Genomic DNA, 18,086 nt, shown 5'->3' on the forward strand with positions numbered 1-18,086 from the left:
AATATGTTAACAGGCATGCAAATTGCAGTAATCGGCGGAGATGCCCGCGAATTGGAAATCATCACAAAATTAACAGAATTAGACGCCAAATTGTTTTTGGCCGGATTTGAACAATTGAATCATGCTTATCTCGGTGCTGTGAAAGAGAAAATGGAGGACATTCCTTTTTTCGAAATTGATGCCATCATATTGCCTGTAGCGGGAACCAATCATGAAGGAGTGGTTGAAACCATTTTTTCTGATGAGCGGGTTGTCCTTACAAAAGATATGCTCCAAGCCACTCCCCAACATTGCACCGTTTATTCAGGTATTAGCAATCAATACTTGAACGATTTAACCAAAAGAACAAACCGAAAATTGGTCAAATTATTTGAACGTGATGATGTCGCTATTTATAACTCGATTCCAACCGCTGAAGGAGCGATTATGATTGCTATTCAAAATACAGATTTCACGATTCATGGTTCGAATGTCGTCGTTCTCGGCTTTGGCAGAGTCGGAATGAGTGTGGCAAGAGCCTTTGATCAATTGGGGGCAAATACGAAAGTGGGGGCAAGAAAAAGTGAGCATTTAGCAAGAATATCTGAAATGGGAATGACGCCTTTCCATCTTAAAGATTTAAAAAATATAGTGCGTGATGCAGATATTGTCATCAATACTATTCCGCATTTAGTAGTAACGGCTTCCGTAATTGCCAACATGCCATCCCATACTATTATCATCGACTTAGCTTCAAAACCGGGTGGAACCGATTTTCGCTATGCGGAAAAACGAGGAATAAAAGCCATATCGGCACTCAGTCTTCCGGGAATAGTCGCACCCAAAACAGCCGGGCAAATTTTGGCCAATGTGTTGGCAAAGCTTTTAAAAGAAGATGTTTTTCAACGAAAGGAGAATATTTCCTTATGACGTTAAAAGGAAAACGAATTGGTTTCGGACTGACAGGATCGCATTGTACGTATGATGAGGTGTTTCCGGAATTGGAAAAACTGACGAACACAGGAGCAGAAGTGGTGCCGATTGTAACATATACAGTCCAAAATACATCCACGAGATTTGGTGAAGGAGAAGAATGGGTAAAGAAAATAGAGAAAGTAACAGGCAATAAAGTCATTAACACCATTGTGGAAGCGGAACCGCTCGGACCGAAAAAACCGCTCGATTGTATGATTATTGCACCGATGACGGGAAACTCGATCAGTAAATTTGCCAATGCATTGACAGATTCACCGGTGCTGATGGCGGCTAAAGCGACTCTGCGAAATCAAAAACCGGTTGTTCTTGGTATATCTACGAATGATGCTCTTGGATTAAACGGGGTGAATATTATGCGTTTAATGGCATCGAAAAATATCTTTTTTATCCCGTTTGGTCAAGATGATCCTGTCCAAAAGCCGACTTCTATGGTAGCACGTATGTCTTTGTTGCAGGAGACAGTAGAAAAAGCTTTGGAAGGAAAACAACTTCAGCCAGTGATTATTGAAAGGTTCCATGACAGCGTGTAAGTAAAATCTCCTCATTTTCAACAACTTTTTTAAATTAGTATTCTCATTATCTTTTAATGTGATAAAATAATAACAATTCAAGGAATATGTTATGTCTTAAGGAGCTGTTCGTTTCCCTTACGTTTACGACGCGTAATAAGGAGAAACTGGAAGGAGAAGATTAGATTGACGAACAATGGTTTTCACGTAGCAGTAGTTGGCGCAACAGGTGCAGTAGGACAACGAATGATTGAAACGTTGGAAAAGCGAAAATTTCCAATTCGGAGACTGACACTTTTATCTTCTTCCCGATCAGCGGGAAAGACCCTTACGTTTAAAAATGAGGAGATTACTGTTCAAGAAGCTAAGCCGGAAAGTTTTGAAGGCGTAGATATTGCATTGTTTAGCGCAGGAGGAAGCGTCTCAAAACAGCTCGCCCCGGAAGCTGCTAAAAGAGGAGCAGTTGTCATAGACAATACAAGCGCTTTTCGGATGGATCCGGAAGTTCCGTTAGTGGTACCTGAAGTGAATAAAGAAGATTTAAAGAAACATAAAGGAATTATTGCCAATCCAAACTGCTCCACTATCCAAATGGTAGTCGCGCTTGAACCGATTCGCCAAAAATACGGGCTGAAAAAAGTAATCGTTTCTACTTACCAAGCTGTATCAGGAGCGGGAGCCAAAGCCATCAACGAATTGAATGAACAAACGAAAGCCATTATCAATGGAGAAGAATTTACACCGGCCGTTTTGCCCGTTGCTTCAGATCCAAAACATTATCAAATTGCCTTTAATGCCATTCCGCAAATTGATAAATTTCAGGATAATGGCTTTACGTTTGAAGAAATGAAAATGATCAATGAAACAAAAAAAATCATGCATTTGCCTGAGTTGAAAATTGCCGCAACCTGTGTGAGATTGCCGGTAGCTGTCGGGCACTCTGAATCCGTTTATTTCGAAATTGAAAAAGAAGGAGTCACAGCCCGCGACATACAAGAGTTGATTAAGACTGCACCAGGAGCGGTTTTACAGGACGATCCAGCTGAACAAATTTATCCGATGCCTGCTGATTCCGTCGGAAAGAATGAAGTGTTTGTAGGACGAATCCGCAAAGATTTAGATGAAGAGAAAGGCTTCCATATGTGGGTCGTTTCTGATAACCTATTAAAAGGAGCAGCATGGAATTCTGTCCAAATCGCTGAAACTTTAATTGAAATGGGATTATTGAAGTAAACAACTTGAATGGAATGCCGAGGTGTAGTCAATTGAAAATAGTGGTACAAAAATTCGGCGGGACATCTGTACGTGATGAAAAGTCACGATTAAGCGCAAAAAGACATATTCAAAAAGCAATTAATGAAGGATATAAAGTAGTCGTTGTCGTTTCCGCCATGGGGCGCAAAGGAGAGCCGTATGCGACTGATACGCTCCTTTCCCTGGTGGAAGGGGCGCGGACTAAGCTAAGCAAACGCGAACAAGATTTGCTAATGTCGTGCGGAGAAATCATTTCTAGCCTTGTCTTTACGAATATGCTTCTTGAGCACGATATTTCCGCTGTCGCTCTTACAGGGGCGCAGGCCGGCTTCTTGACAAACAGCGATTATACCAATGCGAAGATTCTGGAAATGAAATGTGATCGGGTTAAAAAGGAACTGGAAACTCACGATGCGGTTGTAGTCGCCGGATTCCAAGGTGCTGACAAATATGGTGAGATCACAACGATCGGACGTGGCGGTAGTGATACGTCTGCGGCTGCGCTTGGAGCTGCATTAGGCGCAGAATGGATCGACATATTCACGGACGTGGATGGGATTATGACGGCTGATCCTCGTATTGTCGAAAATGCCCGGCCTTTATCGGTTGTTACTTATAATGAAGTGTGCAATATGGCTTATCAAGGAGCAAAAGTCATTCATCCGCGTGCAGTAGAAATTGCCATGCAGGCGAAAGTGCCAATCCGCATTCGTTCCACATACTCCGATGAAGTAGGAACGCTTGTCACAACGCTGAGCAAACAGAATAAAGGCACCGATATAAAAGAAAGGCTAGTGACTGGAATTGCTCATGTCTCTGATATAGCACAAATCAAAGTGAAAGCGAAGAAAGATCAATATGATTTGCAGTCCGAAGTGTTTAAAGCGATGGCTAATGAAAAAATCAGCGTTGATTTTATCAATATTTCGCCGACAGGTGTGGTATACACTGTACAAGAAGACATGGCAGACCGGGCTGTAACGATTTTGAAAGAACTTGGTTATGAGCCTATTGTCGAAAAAGGATGCGCGAAAGTTTCGGTTGTAGGAGCTGGAATGACGGGAGTTCCTGGAGTTACAGCGAAGATTGTGACCGCTCTGTCTGAAGAAGGAGTACGAATATTGCAATCAGCGGATAGCCATACCACCATTTGGGTGCTTGTCAAAAAAGAAGATCTTGTTAAAGCAGTAAATGCTTTGCACAGTGCTTTTCATTTAGAAGATGAACAAAATGAATACGAAGCAACCATCAACATTTAAAAAAAGAGGGGGAAAAAAGATGGTTTCTTTAGGTCGGATTTCGACCGCAATGGTTACGCCCTTTGATTCAAAAGGAAATATAGATTTCCGAAAAACAACTCAGCTGGTCGAATATTTGATTGAAAATGGGACGGATTCTCTTGTTGTTTCAGGCACGACGGGAGAATCGCCCACTTTAACAACGGAAGAAAAAATCGCTCTGTTTCAACACGTAAAAAAAGTAGCAAACGGGCGCGTACCGATCATTGCCGGTACTGGCTCCTACAATACACAAGCTACTGTTGAGTTGACGAAAAAAGCAGAGGAAGTTGGAGTAGATGCAATTCTGCTCGTGACCCCATATTATAATAAGCCGAATCAAGAAGGGTTGTACCAACATTACAAAACGGTTGCAGAAGCAACCTCTTTGCCGATCATCCTTTACAACGTGCCGGGGAGAACAGGTGTTACGTTGCAGCCTGAAACGGTGATTAGGCTTTCTCGTATTCCTAATATAGTGGCAGTAAAAGAAGCGAGCGGAAACTTAGATGCAATGGCAGAAATTATCGCCAATACAGACGATGATTTTGCCCTTTACAGTGGAGATGATGCTTTGACGCTTCCTGTTTTAGCGATCGGAGGAAACGGAGTTATCTCGGTTGCTTCCCATATCGTGGGAAATGAAATGCAGGAAATGATTACGGCCTTTTTCGACGGTGATCTTTCCAAAGCGGCAAAACTTCATCAAAAACTTCTTCCTCTTATGCGAGGGCTGTTTGCTGCGCCGAGTCCTGTTCCGGTCAAAACAGCACTGCAAATGAAAGGAATGGATCCGGGACCTGTACGTCTTCCGCTTGTGCCGTTAACGGAAGAGGAACGAAACAAACTGGCAGAATTGCTTAATCGTTTATAAAAACTTCCGCTTTTTTATTTCTGGAATAGAGAGATTACGTGAACTGCAGGAGTCCTTCATTCGGGGAATGGACGTGTTTTTCAATCGGAATGTTTTCGTTTTTTGTCTCTTTAATTGGGATATGAAATATAAGAACAACATCGTTTGAACGTGAAGAAATGTTGCTCGTACCATGTGTGCTTAGGACGTGAAATATACTTGCGGTGATGGAAATAAGGGGAATCGACCATCATTTGGTCAAAATCAAATTAGATTCGTTCGTTACCCTGAAGAAATGGGAATATCCCGTTAGATAGATATCGTTCTCGATAAAGGTTTGGTCCTCACATTTTCTGATATAAAGAACACGAGCTTAACCAGTTCTTGTTTTTTATATGGAAACGTGAAGGATCAAACCTTTTCATTTTTTCTAGACAACAAGATTTCTCTTCCTATAAACTCAATAATAAAGGGGATATGAATCCTTTTTTCACGGATTAATCCGAATAGACAGAATAACTCATATAAAGGTAATTTTTATGAATTCTGCTTCAACACATAAAGCGTTTGGGTTGGAAGTCGGACCTTTTCATTTTTTTGCATTAAAAATTAAAGCTTGGAGCATTCAAAAAGTTTGTCGAATGAAAGTAGAAAGAATAGTGTTGGATTTTAAAAATGGCATCCGATATAATATTACTAATGGCAGCGGGGCGGATTAGAGAAGTCAACATAGGAGGATTTAAACATTGAGTAAAAGAAAAAATGAGAGTATTAAAGTGATCCCATTGGGAGGAGTAGGAGAAGTCGGGAAAAACATGATCGTGATCGAAGTGGATCATGAAATTTTTGTCATCGATGCCGGCTTGATGTTCCCTGAAAATGAAATGCTCGGAATCGACGTTGTCATCCCAGATATTACATACTTGGAAGAAAACAAAGACAGAGTGAAAGGCATCTTTCTTACACACGGTCATGAGGATGCCATTGGTTCACTAGGCTATGTGCTCCGGAAAATCAAAGCACCTGTTTATGGAACGAAGTTAACATTAGCTTTGGCCAAAGATCGGCTTCGTCAAGAAAAAGGGATTGAATCGGTTAAATTTTATACGATCCATTCCGATTCCCGTTTGCGGTTCGATACGGTCGACGTGACTTTTTTCCGAACGACGCACAGCATCCCTGACTCTGTCGGGATTTGCATCCATACGTCCGAAGGCGCTATTGTTCATACGGGCGAATTTAAGTTTGACCAAGAAGCAAAAGGTTTTTATAAACCGGATATTGGAAAGATGGCCGAAATTGGCGAAAAAGGAGTATTGCTGCTTTTATCGGATTCCACAGAAGCAGAAAGACCGGGACATACAGTATCGGAAGGTGTGATGGCTCGACACTTGTCTGATGCCTTTCATTCTGTCAAAGGTCGTATTATTGTAGCTTCCTATGCATCCAATCTGATCAGGATTCAGCAAGTATTCCAAGCAGCATATGAGAATCATCGGAAAGTCGCGGTTTCAGGAAAAAACCTGCAACGGGTTTATGAAATTGCTTTGAAACTCGGCTATTTAGATGTGAAGGATAATATGCTGGTCGATATTACAGAAATCAATCAGCATCCTGACAACGAACTAGTCATATTGACGACGGGCATTCAGGGAGAACCGATTGAGGCCTTGCAAAAAATGGCGAAAGGCACTCATAAATTGGTCAATATAAAAGAAGGAGATACGGTGTTTATTACCGCTAATGCAACGCCGGGGCTGGAATTGTTAATGGCCAAAACGGTGGATCTCTTGTTTCGAGCGGGAGCTAATGTTTTAACCAATCACCGCGAAGTTCACGATTCTGGCCACGGCAGCCAAGAAGATTTGAAATTTATGCTGAATCTGATGAAACCGCAATTATTTATCCCTATACAAGGCGAATATCGGATGCTGATTGCTCATGCTAAATTGGCCGAAAATGTTGGATTGAAGCAACGTCAAATTTATATTCCTGAAAAAGGGGAAGTCATTGAAATCAAGAATAAAGCTTTCAAAGTCGGCGGACGAGTGCAAGCAGGCAATGTTTTAATCGATGGCATCGGAGTTGGCGATGTTGGCAATATTGTATTGCGCGACCGCAAACTGTTATCACAAGATGGAATATTTATTGTAGTCGTCACGTTGGATAAAAAACGGAAAAAAATTGCCTCCGGTCCAGAAATTATTTCCAGAGGTTTTGTGTATGTAAGGGAATCGGAAAAGTTGATTGAAGAATCGACATCGTTAATTTCGCAAATCGTTGAAAAGAATATGGAAAACGACGTCATTGAATGGTCGAATATTAAACAAGCCATTCGTGATCAATTAAATACGTTTTTGTTTGAAAAAACGAAACGCCGTCCGATGATATTGCCGATCATTATGGAAATATAATCGATAAAATCACCGATGAAATTCGGTGATTTTTTTATGAGTATGAAAACGAAACGATCGTGAATAATAAAAGCATCACTGTTAAAAGGAGTTGCAATCCATGGCAGAGCTTGAAGGAACGAATCCAGAACCGTCCAAGCATGAGGAGGAGAATGAGCAAAATACCTCTTCCACTTTAATGGAAAAAATTCAGCAACTTGGACAAACGAATGTCCCGGAGCTTTCCAACGATTCGAATATTCACTGCCTGACAATCGTCGGCCAGATCGAAGGACATATCCAATTGCCTCCTCAGAATAAGACGACCAAATACGAACATTTAATTCCGCAGCTTGTTGCGATCGAGCAAAACCCTAAAATCGAAGGGCTGCTCGTCATATTGAATACAGTCGGCGGGGACGTGGAAGCTGGTTTGGCCATTGCTGAAATGCTTGCGTCTTTATCGAAGCCAACGGTTTCCGTTGTCCTGGGCGGGGGGCATTCCATCGGGGTGCCTATTGCGGTAAGCTGCGATTATTCTTTTATCGCGGAGACGGCCACGATGACGATACATCCTATTCGTTTAACGGGTCTTGTTATCGGAGTTCCGCAAACGTTTGAATACTTGGATAAGATGCAAGAACGAGTCATCAAGTTCGTGACAAGCCACTCGCATATTCAAGAAAAAACATTCCGGGATTTGATGTTTGCCACCGGAAATCTTACTCGTGATATTGGAACGAATGTTGTTGGCCGCGATGCAGTGGAAACAGGGTTAATCGATGAAGTAGGCGGATTAGGATCCGCCATGAAAAAACTGAATGAATTGATTGAAGCGAAGAAAAAGGCTGACAAAGGGATGATCCAATGATTTTGTATACCCCGATTCCAAAAGAACTCATTTTTCCAGCTTTACAAGAAGAATTTCAAGCCGTTGAAACGGTAACGTGGCAAGGAATTCCGTTGATGGTGCAGAAAGAAGAACAACAAATGCGTATCCTTCGTGTTTTAAGTACAAATCCAAACGATTATTTAAATCAGCAAATTGTACCAGGGCAGTATTTGCCATATCACCCAAAGTGTGAGTAAAATGTTTGTGGGAGAAATTCTTAGAATTCACCGATGAGGGGTTGGGAACGTAGGTTCGCAATCCCCCTCATCGGGGCCACCAAGCAAAGCGCGGTAGGATCCCAAGCAGGAAACATGAAAAAAGGACTCTCTCCCTGGTAAGATGATCATTGTTCACACCATCAAACAGGAGGAGAGAGTCCCATGAATATTCAACAACATCTTACCACAAATTCGTTGACATGGAAAGAGATCGAACTTGATTTGTTTCGAGCCTTGCAAAACGCCTTCACCGAGCTGTTTACGGCTCTGTTGGAGGACATCGACCGACAATTGGCGGAAACCCGGGACAAGCGCCGGTACCACTTGAAAGACAAACGACGCACCACGATTCAAACCTTGTTTGGCGAAGTTACCTTTGAGCGAAACTACTATTTAGACCGAGAACAAAACCGTTACACGTTTTTGCTTGATTCCTTTTTAGCGTTTGATGGATCGCAGTCAATCAGCCCTTGTCTAGAAGAAACGGCGATGGGATTGGCTGTGGAGTGCTCTTCCTATCGCAAAGCGGCTCATACGCTTGCCCAGATGGTCGGGTATCCGGTGATGAGCCATGAGACGATCCGCCAGTTGGTGCTCGAGGCTGAAGTTCCGCTGCACTGCCCGGTTGACCAGCGATATGGACGGGTGCTGTTTGTGGAGGCCGATGGACTGTTTGTCTCTCTCCAAGGGAAGGGAAAACGGGCCAAGGAAGACAAAATCCTGACCGTTCACGAAGGATGGAAGCGCAACGGCTCACGGATCGAATTCGTGAATCAGCGCCATTACGTCCATGAAGGCAAGGGGGAGGTGTGGGAAGGCTTCGAGGAATTTTTGATGAACGAATATGCCTATGATCCGTGTCGGGATCTTCTTGTCATCAACGGGGACGGCGCTCCATGGATTACCGCGTGCCGGGAGTATTTCAAAGGACGGGTCTGCTTCCAATTGGATCGATTCCACGTGGCGCGTGAGTTGCGCCAATGCCTCTCGGGCCATCCACGGTGGCAGGCGATTCGGCAAAAGCTGGCGAAGCAGGATGAAGAGAAGCTGCTTGTGGAACTGAACAGCGCCCTCGGCACGCTGGGGGACGAAGCGAAAGAACAACAGCTGGCTGCCTTGATCCACCGGATCGAATCGATGCCGGGATGCATCCGTGATTACCGGGAATGGCTGAAGGAGCAAGGAGTGGACACAACGGGCATGTATCCGATGGGGAGGGCTGAAAGCGTGATGAGCCAGCTGGCGTATCGGGTGAAATACCGCCGCAGTTGGACAGACAAGGGACTCAGGGCGTTTTTCAAGGCAATGATTGCCCGGATGGATGGGATTCGTCTTTTCGGACATCGTTTAGGAGAAGAATCGTCGCATCCGGCGGAGGAAACGGCATCTACCAAACAGACGATCGTGAACAAGGCGAAACAACGCATCCGCCGTCTTCTTCCAGAGGTAACGCGGAATAACGTGCCATATTTACAGCAATCGTCCGGGACTCCGATCTATCATGCCCTGTCTGAATTCAAGGGATGGTAAAAAAAGGTATACATATTCGTCTGTCATGGCAAGGGATGAGAGTCCGAAAGCGCTTACGGATGAAATTCAAAAAAATGGTTCGCTAACCTATGACTTACATCTATTTTCAGCGAACCAAAAAAATTCCCACAAAGTCTTGACTGACTCGATATAAAATCTTGAGTTGAATATTAGCGGATTTTGTCATAAAATGTTAAATTGTTGTAATTTATAGGTATTTATTCTTGTTAAATGCTTACATACTGTAACGGGGTGAAACATAGGTGATATTCAAAAGAACACAGCAAGAAAACTCTTATTTTCATTTTGAAAATGGGAAAGGGGATATCAGTAGATGATGTATAAAATTTTGTGTCAAGCATTTAGTTAGACCAAAAGAAAAAGGTAGGGTATTCTCTGATTTGGCAAAAATCTTAGAGAAAGGAGTACCCTACCTATGTCTAAAAGTATATCGAATATAGATTGGATGAATCAACTGGAAAACGTTATTCGTGAGTTTGTAAAGGAAAAATTAGAGCTGATCATGAAGGAAGAAATCCAGACTTTCCTCGAAATGGAACAAGAGGGAACGTCGAATAGAAGAAACGGCTATTACCATCGAAACCTAGACACGCAGTATGGTCGTATCGAAGGACTTTCTGTTCCAAGAGACCGAAACGGGGAATTTCAAACGCAGCTGTTTGCCCCTTACCAACGCCATACGGGCTGGCTCGAGGAAGCCATCATCAGGATGTATCAAAGTGGCATGAGTACGCGTGAAATTGGCAAGTTTATTGAACGAATTTTAGGCAATGCCTATTCTCCTGCAACGATCAGCCGTATGACCGATGTAGTGAAGGAAGACATCGAGAAATGGCACCATCGTCCACTATCCAAACGTTATTCTGTCTTATATTTGGACGGCTTGTACGTGAAACTTCGCCGCGATACGGTAGAGAAAGAAGTCATTTATGTGGTGTTAGGAGTGAATGAAGAAGGGTATCGAGAAATTCTGGATTTCTTCGTGGGAGGACAAGAAAGCGCCTATGGATGGCGGGAGATTCTCCAACAGCTCTACAAAAGAGGCGTCAAGGAAGTGCTTCTGGGCGTATTCGATGGACTACCGGGGCTGGAGGAAGCCTTTAAGGCGGTGTATCCGAAAGCCGATGTGCAGCGCTGTGTCGTTCACAAAGTCCGCAACACCCTAAATCGTGTTCGGAAAAAAGATCAATTTGAAGTGGCAGAGGATCTCAAACTGATTTATCGCGCACCGAATAAGGAGATTGCGTTACAGATGTTTCAACAGTTTGAGTCGAAATGGTCGAACAAGTATCCGAGAGAAGTTCAATCTTGGGCCAATGAGTTGGATGTCCTCCTTACATTTATGGATTATCCAAGCAGTATTCGAAGTGTGATTTACACGACCAATGCCATTGAACGAACGATCAAAGAGATTCGGAAACGTCTAAAGCCGATGAACAGTTTGAGTAGTTTAGAAGCCGCTGAAAAAGTCGTGTATTTGACCATCCAAGATTTTAATGAGAAATGGGCAGGACGAAAATTACGAGGATTTGCTGAAGCCTATGAAACCCTTCAACAAATGTTTGAAAAACGTTATAACTAACCAAATATTGTAAACGAACAAAATAAAGGGATTCTCCCTTTCCACACAGGAGACTGAATATTCAGTCTCCTGTGTGGAGGAAATCGAACCCCTATCCATTCCAAATCCATTTCAGAGATACCCTATCTATCTTACATAACACAAAATTCTTGACGGTACCTATCAGTATCGCAAAAGGCAGTGAAATTGAAAAGCAATTAATCATGATCGACCTGACAGAAAAAGATTTATATATTATTCATGCAATACAGCCATTCGTAATCGAAAAAATAGACTTTATTGTTGACAGATTTTACAAAAATCTGGAAAATGAACCTTCGCTATTGAAAATTATTAATGATTACAGTTCAATAGAGAGATTAAAAAAGACACTTAGACAACATATTATTGAAATGTTTAATGGAAGGATAGATGCATCTTTTATCGATAAAAGGATTAAAATTGCGCATATGCATGTAAAGATAGGTCTTCAAACGAAATGGTATATGTGTGCATTTCAGGATCTATTGTTAGCCCTAATGGATATTATCCAACAAAACATTATGGATAAGGAAGAGTGTTTTCTAGCTATAAGAGCCGTCTCAAAAATTTTAAATCTAGAACAACAGTTAGTATTAGAGGCATACGATGCTGAATCTGAAAGATTAAAGGAAGAGGCTGAGGAACAAAAAAGGTCAGCGCGTCATAACGTTGCAAGTGCTTCGCAAAATCTAGCCGCCATCTCGGAGCAAACAAATGCTTCTTTCCAACAATTAATCTCGCAATCAAATGAAATCGTTTCACTTGCAAAAAACGGAACTCAGCTGTCTTTGATCGCACAAGAACGCGCCGAAAAAGGAAAAGAACATATGCAAAAACAGGCATCCATTATGTCTAACATTTATAGTGAGGTTGATGATATATCTAACGATGTCCACGTATTATTAGAAATATCGAAACAAATGCAAGAAATAGTCGGTATTGTGACTGGCATTGCTGACCAAACCAACTTATTGTCGCTAAATGCGACGATAGAGGCCGCAAGAGCAGGAGAATCGGGTCGCGGTTTTGCTGTTGTGGCTGGCGAAGTTCGAAATTTGTCCGAGCAAACAAAGAACTCTGTTTCAAAAGTATCTTCTCTTATTCAAAATACTCAAAAACAAGTGGAGGAACTTAACAATTCGCTTGAAAAAATCAAAACAGAAGTGAATAATGGCAATCAAAACATGAATGAAACAGAGAAACGCTTTGAGCAAATTTTAGATACGATGATTGAAACAATGCGTCAAAACAATAACATAGAGACGGAATTGGTTTCCTTTGTAAATGTGATAGATGAATTAGGAAAAGCGTTTGAAGAAGTGTCTCTCTCCGCAGATAGATTAAATATGATTACACAAGAAATGAGTTAATATTTGAAAGAAAGAGAACAAAATTTTACGAAATAGTCTATGAAGATTTTTGAATTTAGGAGAAATTGTAATTATAACTGTATTTCCTGAATCCGTGATGAATTGAAATCGACTTTGATTTTGTTATAATTTTGATGGATTGATCCATAAAACCCTTTTTATGCTTATGACCTATGTCATCTCTATTTCCGAAAATGGAACAAATCTCTTTTTTAGGTATACGAACCAAAAAAATAGACAAAAAAGCACAGGGAGTGACGTTGGACATCAGTGCCCGAACATTCGTTCGTTATCTTACCTCTCTCCATTTCTGATAGACGTTCAGTAGGGGCTCGCTATAGCCACTCCTTCGCGTCCGTTTCATCCAGATCTGTCGTGATCGACGGACGAGTCGCCCTGCCATCGTGATCACCGTCTGAATAATCGTCTTGATGCGGCGGCGTTTCACTTTGTGGTGCAACGGATGTCTCGGATCGCTTAATAGATCTTGTCCAATCAGACGAAGAAGATTGTAAACGAAGGCTCCCATGACCAACACGAGCGCATTCGTTTTCATCTTCCCAGATGGAAGCCGCTCTAAATCTAAGTCGCTCTTCAGTTCGCTATGAAACTGTTCGCATGTCGCATGGTCATGATACAACGCGAGCACATCGCTCATTCGAACATGCTCGTATCCTTTGAGCCGCACCCAATAGCTTTCCACTTCATAATCAGGAACGAGCATCAGCTGTCCATTGCGTTCCATCGTCCGTTCCGTCACTTGGGTGACTTGAACGTACGTATACGTGTTTCCATCGATCGCTGCCTTCTGTGGAAGGCATAGCTCATAGGTTTGTACTCCTTCGCTTTGTCCATCATCGACACGTTTGCCCTTTTGCGAAGCGATCTGGAACCAAAGCGCTTTCGATTCTCGGCGTAAGTTTCGCTTGATGACAAAGTCCACGTCTTCCTTTAGGCATACGTGCACATTCGCTTCTGCATCGTTTCCTGCATCCATGCGAACAAGCAGACGAGATGAAGTCAGTTGACGAGCTCGACGGATAGCGGTGACTAAAAACGAGGGCATGTTGTCTTGCACATGTTGTTTCCCTGGACGCAACTCGGCATGAACGAGATACCCTTCCTTCCCTGCATACGCAAACAACGGTGTAAAACCGTCAAATCCTTTATACGTTCGACTGACTCCTTCTTTTTTCGTATCGGAGTTGTCAAATGGGGAACCATCTATATCAAGGGGAAGCCATGTCGTCTTTCCTTTGGTCCAACAAGGGGACAAAGTGGCATGTCGTTGAATCAACAGACGTATGGACTCCTCCCAAAGAATCGTTTCGGTCATCGGAAGACAAGCGAGCTGATCGAGTCGTTGTCGCAAGGTTGGAGAGGAAGGCACGTGCTGAATCCCCATCGATGCCGAAAAGATATCGTCCTGACGATACGCTTCGATATGATCGAAATCCGTTTTTCCTGTGGCAAGCAAGCCAATCATCGAGCGAATGACATCGCTATGGGAAATGTGCACTTCTCGACGAACCGTTGGAAGCCGAAGTGCGTTTACCCGTTTATCCAGTTTCGTTCGATGGAGTAAGTAGCCAACGAGAGCAAGCCCAGCACTTGGGGTAATCGCTTCATCTGTCAATACAAACCGAATCGGGAAATCTTTCATCACATCACCTACTTGATGAAGAATCGTCAACGTCGTTTTTCCTTATCGTATCAACGGTTTGCGACCATTGTAAAGATGTTTTGTCACGGATTCAGGTGTATTTCTTTATAATCAAGTTTTTTCCTTTACAAAGAGATTGTACTTGTTGTAAATCGACATGGAATAGGGAGTGAAAAGCTGCCTATATGCAAGAATCGAGCGATGTGCCGTTGGTACGTTGTCTCGGTTCTTTATTGTTCTGGGTAGATGCATATTGTATAGAAAATAAACGATCAAAAAAGGCTGATTATACAGTGAGTGAAGCGATTCAGAAGGGGAATTATTCACCTATGTCTGTTCTGATGGATACTCAGTGATTTAAAAATTTCGAATCAACAATAGATGGTTGAATTCATTGAATAGCAACATATATTTTGTCGTCGACCCCTAATAGCGCACAAAACCCAGAGGATCGACGACAGTTTCTTTTACTCTTTCCTTCTTACAACCATCAGCGATTCTCTCTATTGACGGAATTTTCAAAATGGAGTATCCTGAATTGGCCCTGCTTTGAAAATTGTTTATGTATCAATGCATTTTGGAGTTTTTATCTTAACTATGAGGAATTGAAACGTCGATATTGCACCTTGCGATCGCGCCAGCCCTCGAGTTTTTATCTTAACTATGAGGAATTGAAACGCGCAATGTTAGATGTTACTTTGGCATATGTTGGAGCGTTTTTATCTTAACTATGAGGAATTGAAATCAAAGTATCATTAAGCCCCTAATGAACTCGGGCACTCTATAAAGTTGTTTTTGTATTTTTATAATCGAAGTGACTAAACGAAGAATGGAACCTTTTAAGATAAAAATAGGCAGTGAATGTTATTAGAAGCTGTTGGTATAAGAGACCTGTAGGAGAGAAATGTACAAATAAAGGAGTAGAAGAAAGTAAGGTTGTTGAGAAGATACAAGAAATGGTTAGGGAGTACAGGGATGAGTTAGTTACGGCTATAAACAAAGGAGAGGGAGGAGATATTGCTAAGGAAAGAGGCAATATTAAAAGAGATTGCACCTACAGAAAGAGCTACAAAAGGAAAAAACAGATTATCGAGAGCTATGGATGCTTATGATAATGGAGATTATACAAGAGGAATATTTGGAAAGGAAAGAGAAATATAAGAATCAGCAAAAAAATATTGAAAGTGAGATAGAGCTGTTAAATAAAGAACAGAAAAAGCTGGATGCTGTTACGGATATGGATAAGCTTAGGTATCTTGACTATGTGTTGAATTACTTTGACAGGGTTACAAAAGAAGAGGATAGAAACAATATACTTAAAGGCAATAATAAGTCATGTAGACCTTACAAGAGAATCTGATAAAGATGAGGGAGAAATGACTGTAAATTTTCATTAAGCCTTGTTGGATTAGATTGAGACCTTAAAACACAGATATAGATATAAAGGGAGGTGATGCCACCATGACTAAGGGGAAAAAAGCCAATAGACTTATACAGGAAAAGTCTCCTTACCTATTGCAGCATGCCTACAATCCTGTAGATTGGTATCCATGGGGAAATGAAGCATTTGAAAAGGCTAAATCTGAAAATAAGCCAGTATTCGTTAGTATCGGCTATTCAACATGTCATTGGTGCCATGTAATGGAGAGGGAGTCGTTTGAGGATCCTGAAGTGGCGGAGTTGTTAAATCAATATTTTGTGGCGATTAAGGTGGATCGGGAGGAGCGGCCGGATATTGATTCGGTTTATATGACCGTGTGCCTGATGATGACCGGTCAGGGCGGATGGCCGTTGACGGTGTTTTTGACTCCGGACAAAAAGCCGTTTTATGCCGGCACCTATTTTCCAAAAAACAGTCAGTATGGCCGACCGGGGATGATGGACATTTTGCCGCAATTGCATCGAGCGTATCATCAAGATCCGGATAGGATCGCTGATATAGGCAGCCGATTAGTCGAAGCACTGAAAGAAGAGGCAGGCCGAAAGAGCGAGGGGGACGTTACGGAAGAAGCTGTTCATAAAGGGTTTGAGCAGCTTGCTGGAAAATTCGACAGCCTTTACGGTGGATTTGGAGAGGCACCGAAATTTCCAAGTCCCCATCAATTACTGTTTTTGTTCCGCTATTACCATATGACCGGCGAGGAATCCGCGCTCAAGATGGCGGAAAAAACGCTTGATTCGATGGCTGCGGGCGGTATTTACGACCATATCGGCGGTGGTTTTTCGCGTTATTCTACGGATGGAATGTGGCTGGTTCCCCACTTTGAAAAGATGCTGTATGACAACGCACTGTTGATGTACGCTTATACGGAAGCTTATCAAATCACGAAGAACGAACGGTATCGCCGGATCGTGTTAGAAATAGCCGATTTCGTCGCCAGAGAGATGACTCATCCGGAAGGCGGATTTTATTCAGCGATTGACGCTGATAGCGAAGGCGAAGAAGGAAAATTTTATGTGTGGAGCAAAGAAGAAATCATGGATGTGTTAGGCGAGGAAACGGGAACGATTTTTTCCGAGCTGTATCATGTCACCGATCAAGGCAACTTTGAAGGGAAAAATATTCTTCATTTACTTCAAACCGATCTTGAAACAATCGCGGCGAACCACGAGCTAAGTATAGAAGAATTAGAAAATCTTATGTCAAAGGCGAAACAGTTTCTTTTTCAGGCAAGGGAAAAGAGAGTGAAACCACATGTCGATGATAAGGTTTTAACCTCTTGGAACGGGCTGATGATCGCCGCCCTGGCAAAGGCAGGTTCTGTTTTCGATGATCCCGGCTTGTTATCTCAAGCCCGCAAAGCAATGGATTTTCTTGAAAAATATGTGTGGAAAGAAAAGAGATTAATGGCCCGTTTTAGAGAGGGTGAAGCGAAATACCGCGGTTATTTGGATGATTATGCTTTTTTGTTGTGGGGTACTTTGGAATTGTTTTTGGCAGAAGATGATCTTCATATGCTTTCATTTGCGATTGAGTTGAAAAATGCCCTGTTTGAACGGTTTTGGGATGAAAACGGCGGCTTTTTCTTTACAGACCGTGACGGTGAAGAACTGTTGGTACGAGAGAAGCCAGGTTATGATGGAGCTTATCCTTCCGGGAATAGCGTTGCTGCTTATCAGCTTTGGAGATTGGCGAAATTAACGGGGGATATAGAATTAATGAAGCGTGTAGAAATGTGTGTGCGCTCGTTTTCAAAAGAACTGAACGCTTTTCCTGTATCCATGCTGTATATGTTGGAGGCGGCGATGGCGTTGTTTGCCCAAGGCCGAGAAGTGATCGTAATCGGTTCTAACGGTTCAGAAAAGAGAGCTGTATTGTGGCGATGCCGGGAAGAATTTCTTCCGTTTGATGTATGGTCCGGGCATCGACCGGAATGGCTGGAAGGAGCTGCAAAGCAAAAAGAGACTGATTTACTTGTTTTTATTTGTGAAAACCAGGCTTGCAAAATGCCAATGGAAGACCTTTCTACCGCTTTAAAAGCAATATCAAGGTCTTAATGTTCTAGTAAACGGTTTTACAGGAAAAAT

15 protein-coding genes and 1 pseudogene are annotated in these 18,086 nt (G+C 42.4%); 15 read left to right on the plus strand and 1 reads right to left on the minus strand.

Annotated features, from left to right (window positions below; genetic code table 11):
* Positions 1 to 3 precede the first annotated feature (3 nt).
* The 12 genes and pseudogenes from dpaA (at position 4) to N1I86_RS16810 (ending at position 12,895) form a co-directional block, all read left to right on the plus strand.
* Positions 4 to 909, plus strand: coding sequence for a dipicolinic acid synthetase subunit A (dpaA, locus tag N1I86_RS15855; protein WP_003352433.1), 906 nt, complete (start codon positions 4 to 6; stop codon positions 907 to 909).
* A complete protein-coding gene (locus N1I86_RS15860) occupies positions 906 to 1,505 on the plus strand; it encodes a dipicolinate synthase subunit B (RefSeq protein WP_003352431.1) in 600 nt (199 codons plus the stop codon). The genes dpaA and N1I86_RS15860 overlap by 4 nt, the downstream gene beginning before the upstream one ends.
* 165 nt (positions 1,506 to 1,670) lie before the next feature.
* Complete coding sequence (gene asd / locus N1I86_RS15865; RefSeq protein WP_003352430.1) at positions 1,671 to 2,717, plus strand: aspartate-semialdehyde dehydrogenase; 1,047 nt, start codon at positions 1,671 to 1,673, stop codon at positions 2,715 to 2,717.
* 32 nt (positions 2,718 to 2,749) lie between these two features.
* The gene (gene dapG / locus N1I86_RS15870) at positions 2,750 to 3,997 is read left to right on the plus strand and encodes an aspartate kinase (protein WP_003352429.1); all 1,248 of its coding nucleotides are present in this window, start codon (positions 2,750 to 2,752) and stop codon (positions 3,995 to 3,997) included.
* A gap of 19 nt (positions 3,998 to 4,016) precedes the next feature.
* A complete protein-coding gene (gene dapA / locus N1I86_RS15875; protein ID WP_003352428.1) occupies positions 4,017 to 4,889 on the plus strand; it encodes a 4-hydroxy-tetrahydrodipicolinate synthase in 873 nt (290 codons plus the stop codon).
* 725 nt (positions 4,890 to 5,614) lie between these two features.
* The gene (locus N1I86_RS15880) at positions 5,615 to 7,282 is read left to right on the plus strand and encodes a ribonuclease J (RefSeq protein ID WP_003352426.1); all 1,668 of its coding nucleotides are present in this window, start codon (positions 5,615 to 5,617) and stop codon (positions 7,280 to 7,282) included.
* A 100-nt stretch (positions 7,283 to 7,382) separates the two neighbouring features.
* Positions 7,383 to 8,132: a ClpP family protease gene (locus N1I86_RS15885; protein ID WP_003352424.1), complete on the plus strand. Its 750-nt coding sequence runs from the start codon at positions 7,383 to 7,385 to the stop codon at positions 8,130 to 8,132.
* Positions 8,129 to 8,350 (plus strand): YlzJ-like family protein, encoded by a 222-nt coding sequence (locus tag N1I86_RS15890; protein WP_341097158.1) that lies wholly within the window; start codon positions 8,129 to 8,131, stop codon positions 8,348 to 8,350. The genes N1I86_RS15885 and N1I86_RS15890 overlap by 4 nt, the downstream gene beginning before the upstream one ends.
* 183 nt (positions 8,351 to 8,533) lie before the next feature.
* Complete coding sequence (locus N1I86_RS15895; protein ID WP_003355652.1) at positions 8,534 to 9,901, plus strand: ISLre2 family transposase; 1,368 nt, start codon at positions 8,534 to 8,536, stop codon at positions 9,899 to 9,901.
* Between the two features lie 436 nt (positions 9,902 to 10,337).
* Positions 10,338 to 11,504: an IS256 family transposase gene (locus tag N1I86_RS15900; protein WP_341095220.1), complete on the plus strand. Its 1,167-nt coding sequence runs from the start codon at positions 10,338 to 10,340 to the stop codon at positions 11,502 to 11,504.
* Between the two features lie 71 nt (positions 11,505 to 11,575).
* Positions 11,576 to 12,133 (plus strand): annotated as a pseudogene (locus tag N1I86_RS16805) (protoglobin domain-containing protein); the annotation flags it as partial.
* A gap of 240 nt (positions 12,134 to 12,373) precedes the next feature.
* Positions 12,374 to 12,895, plus strand: coding sequence for a methyl-accepting chemotaxis protein (locus N1I86_RS16810; protein WP_429770346.1), 522 nt, complete (start codon positions 12,374 to 12,376; stop codon positions 12,893 to 12,895).
* Between the two features lie 289 nt (positions 12,896 to 13,184).
* On the opposite strand, the gene N1I86_RS15910 is transcribed toward N1I86_RS16810, so the two are convergent.
* Entirely contained in the window at positions 13,185 to 14,558 is a 1,374-nt protein-coding gene (locus tag N1I86_RS15910; protein ID WP_341097399.1) for an IS1380 family transposase, read from the minus strand.
* Between the two features lie 857 nt (positions 14,559 to 15,415).
* Between N1I86_RS15910 and N1I86_RS15915 the strand changes: the two genes are divergently transcribed.
* The 3 genes from N1I86_RS15915 to N1I86_RS15925 all read left to right on the plus strand — a co-directional run bounded on the left by N1I86_RS15915 (position 15,416) and on the right by N1I86_RS15925 (position 18,056).
* Positions 15,416 to 15,670 (plus strand): hypothetical protein, encoded by a 255-nt coding sequence (locus N1I86_RS15915; protein WP_040342076.1) that lies wholly within the window; start codon positions 15,416 to 15,418, stop codon positions 15,668 to 15,670.
* Positions 15,671 to 15,672: 2 nt separating this feature from the next.
* Complete coding sequence (locus tag N1I86_RS15920; protein WP_040342075.1) at positions 15,673 to 15,918, plus strand: hypothetical protein; 246 nt, start codon at positions 15,673 to 15,675, stop codon at positions 15,916 to 15,918.
* A gap of 101 nt (positions 15,919 to 16,019) precedes the next feature.
* Entirely contained in the window at positions 16,020 to 18,056 is a 2,037-nt protein-coding gene (locus tag N1I86_RS15925) for a thioredoxin domain-containing protein (RefSeq protein WP_341097163.1), read from the plus strand.
* Positions 18,057 to 18,086 lie beyond the last annotated feature (30 nt).

Source organism: Bacillus sp. FSL W8-0116 (assembly GCF_038003825.1).
GTDB classification, from domain to species: domain Bacteria; phylum Bacillota; class Bacilli; order Bacillales; family DSM-4216; genus Bacillus_O; species Bacillus_O smithii.

Coding starts and splice junctions, on each gene's coding strand:
- dpaA (WP_003352433.1), top strand. CDS start 4: ATGTTAACAGGCATGCAAATTGCAGTAATCGGCGGAGATGCCCGCGAA.
- N1I86_RS15860 (WP_003352431.1), top strand. CDS start 906: ATGACGTTAAAAGGAAAACGAATTGGTTTCGGACTGACAGGATCGCAT.
- dapA (WP_003352428.1), top strand. CDS start 4,017: ATGGTTTCTTTAGGTCGGATTTCGACCGCAATGGTTACGCCCTTTGAT.
- N1I86_RS15885 (WP_003352424.1), top strand. CDS start 7,383: ATGGCAGAGCTTGAAGGAACGAATCCAGAACCGTCCAAGCATGAGGAG.
- N1I86_RS15890 (WP_341097158.1), top strand. CDS start 8,129: ATGATTTTGTATACCCCGATTCCAAAAGAACTCATTTTTCCAGCTTTA.
- N1I86_RS15895 (WP_003355652.1), top strand. CDS start 8,534: ATGAATATTCAACAACATCTTACCACAAATTCGTTGACATGGAAAGAG.
- N1I86_RS15900 (WP_341095220.1), top strand. CDS start 10,338: ATGTCTAAAAGTATATCGAATATAGATTGGATGAATCAACTGGAAAAC.
- N1I86_RS16810 (WP_429770346.1), top strand. CDS start 12,374: ATGTCTAACATTTATAGTGAGGTTGATGATATATCTAACGATGTCCAC.
- N1I86_RS15910 (WP_341097399.1), bottom strand. CDS start 14,558: ATGAAAGATTTCCCGATTCGGTTTGTATTGACAGATGAAGCGATTACC.
- N1I86_RS15920 (WP_040342075.1), top strand. CDS start 15,673: ATGGAGATTATACAAGAGGAATATTTGGAAAGGAAAGAGAAATATAAG.
- N1I86_RS15925 (WP_341097163.1), top strand. CDS start 16,020: ATGACTAAGGGGAAAAAAGCCAATAGACTTATACAGGAAAAGTCTCCT.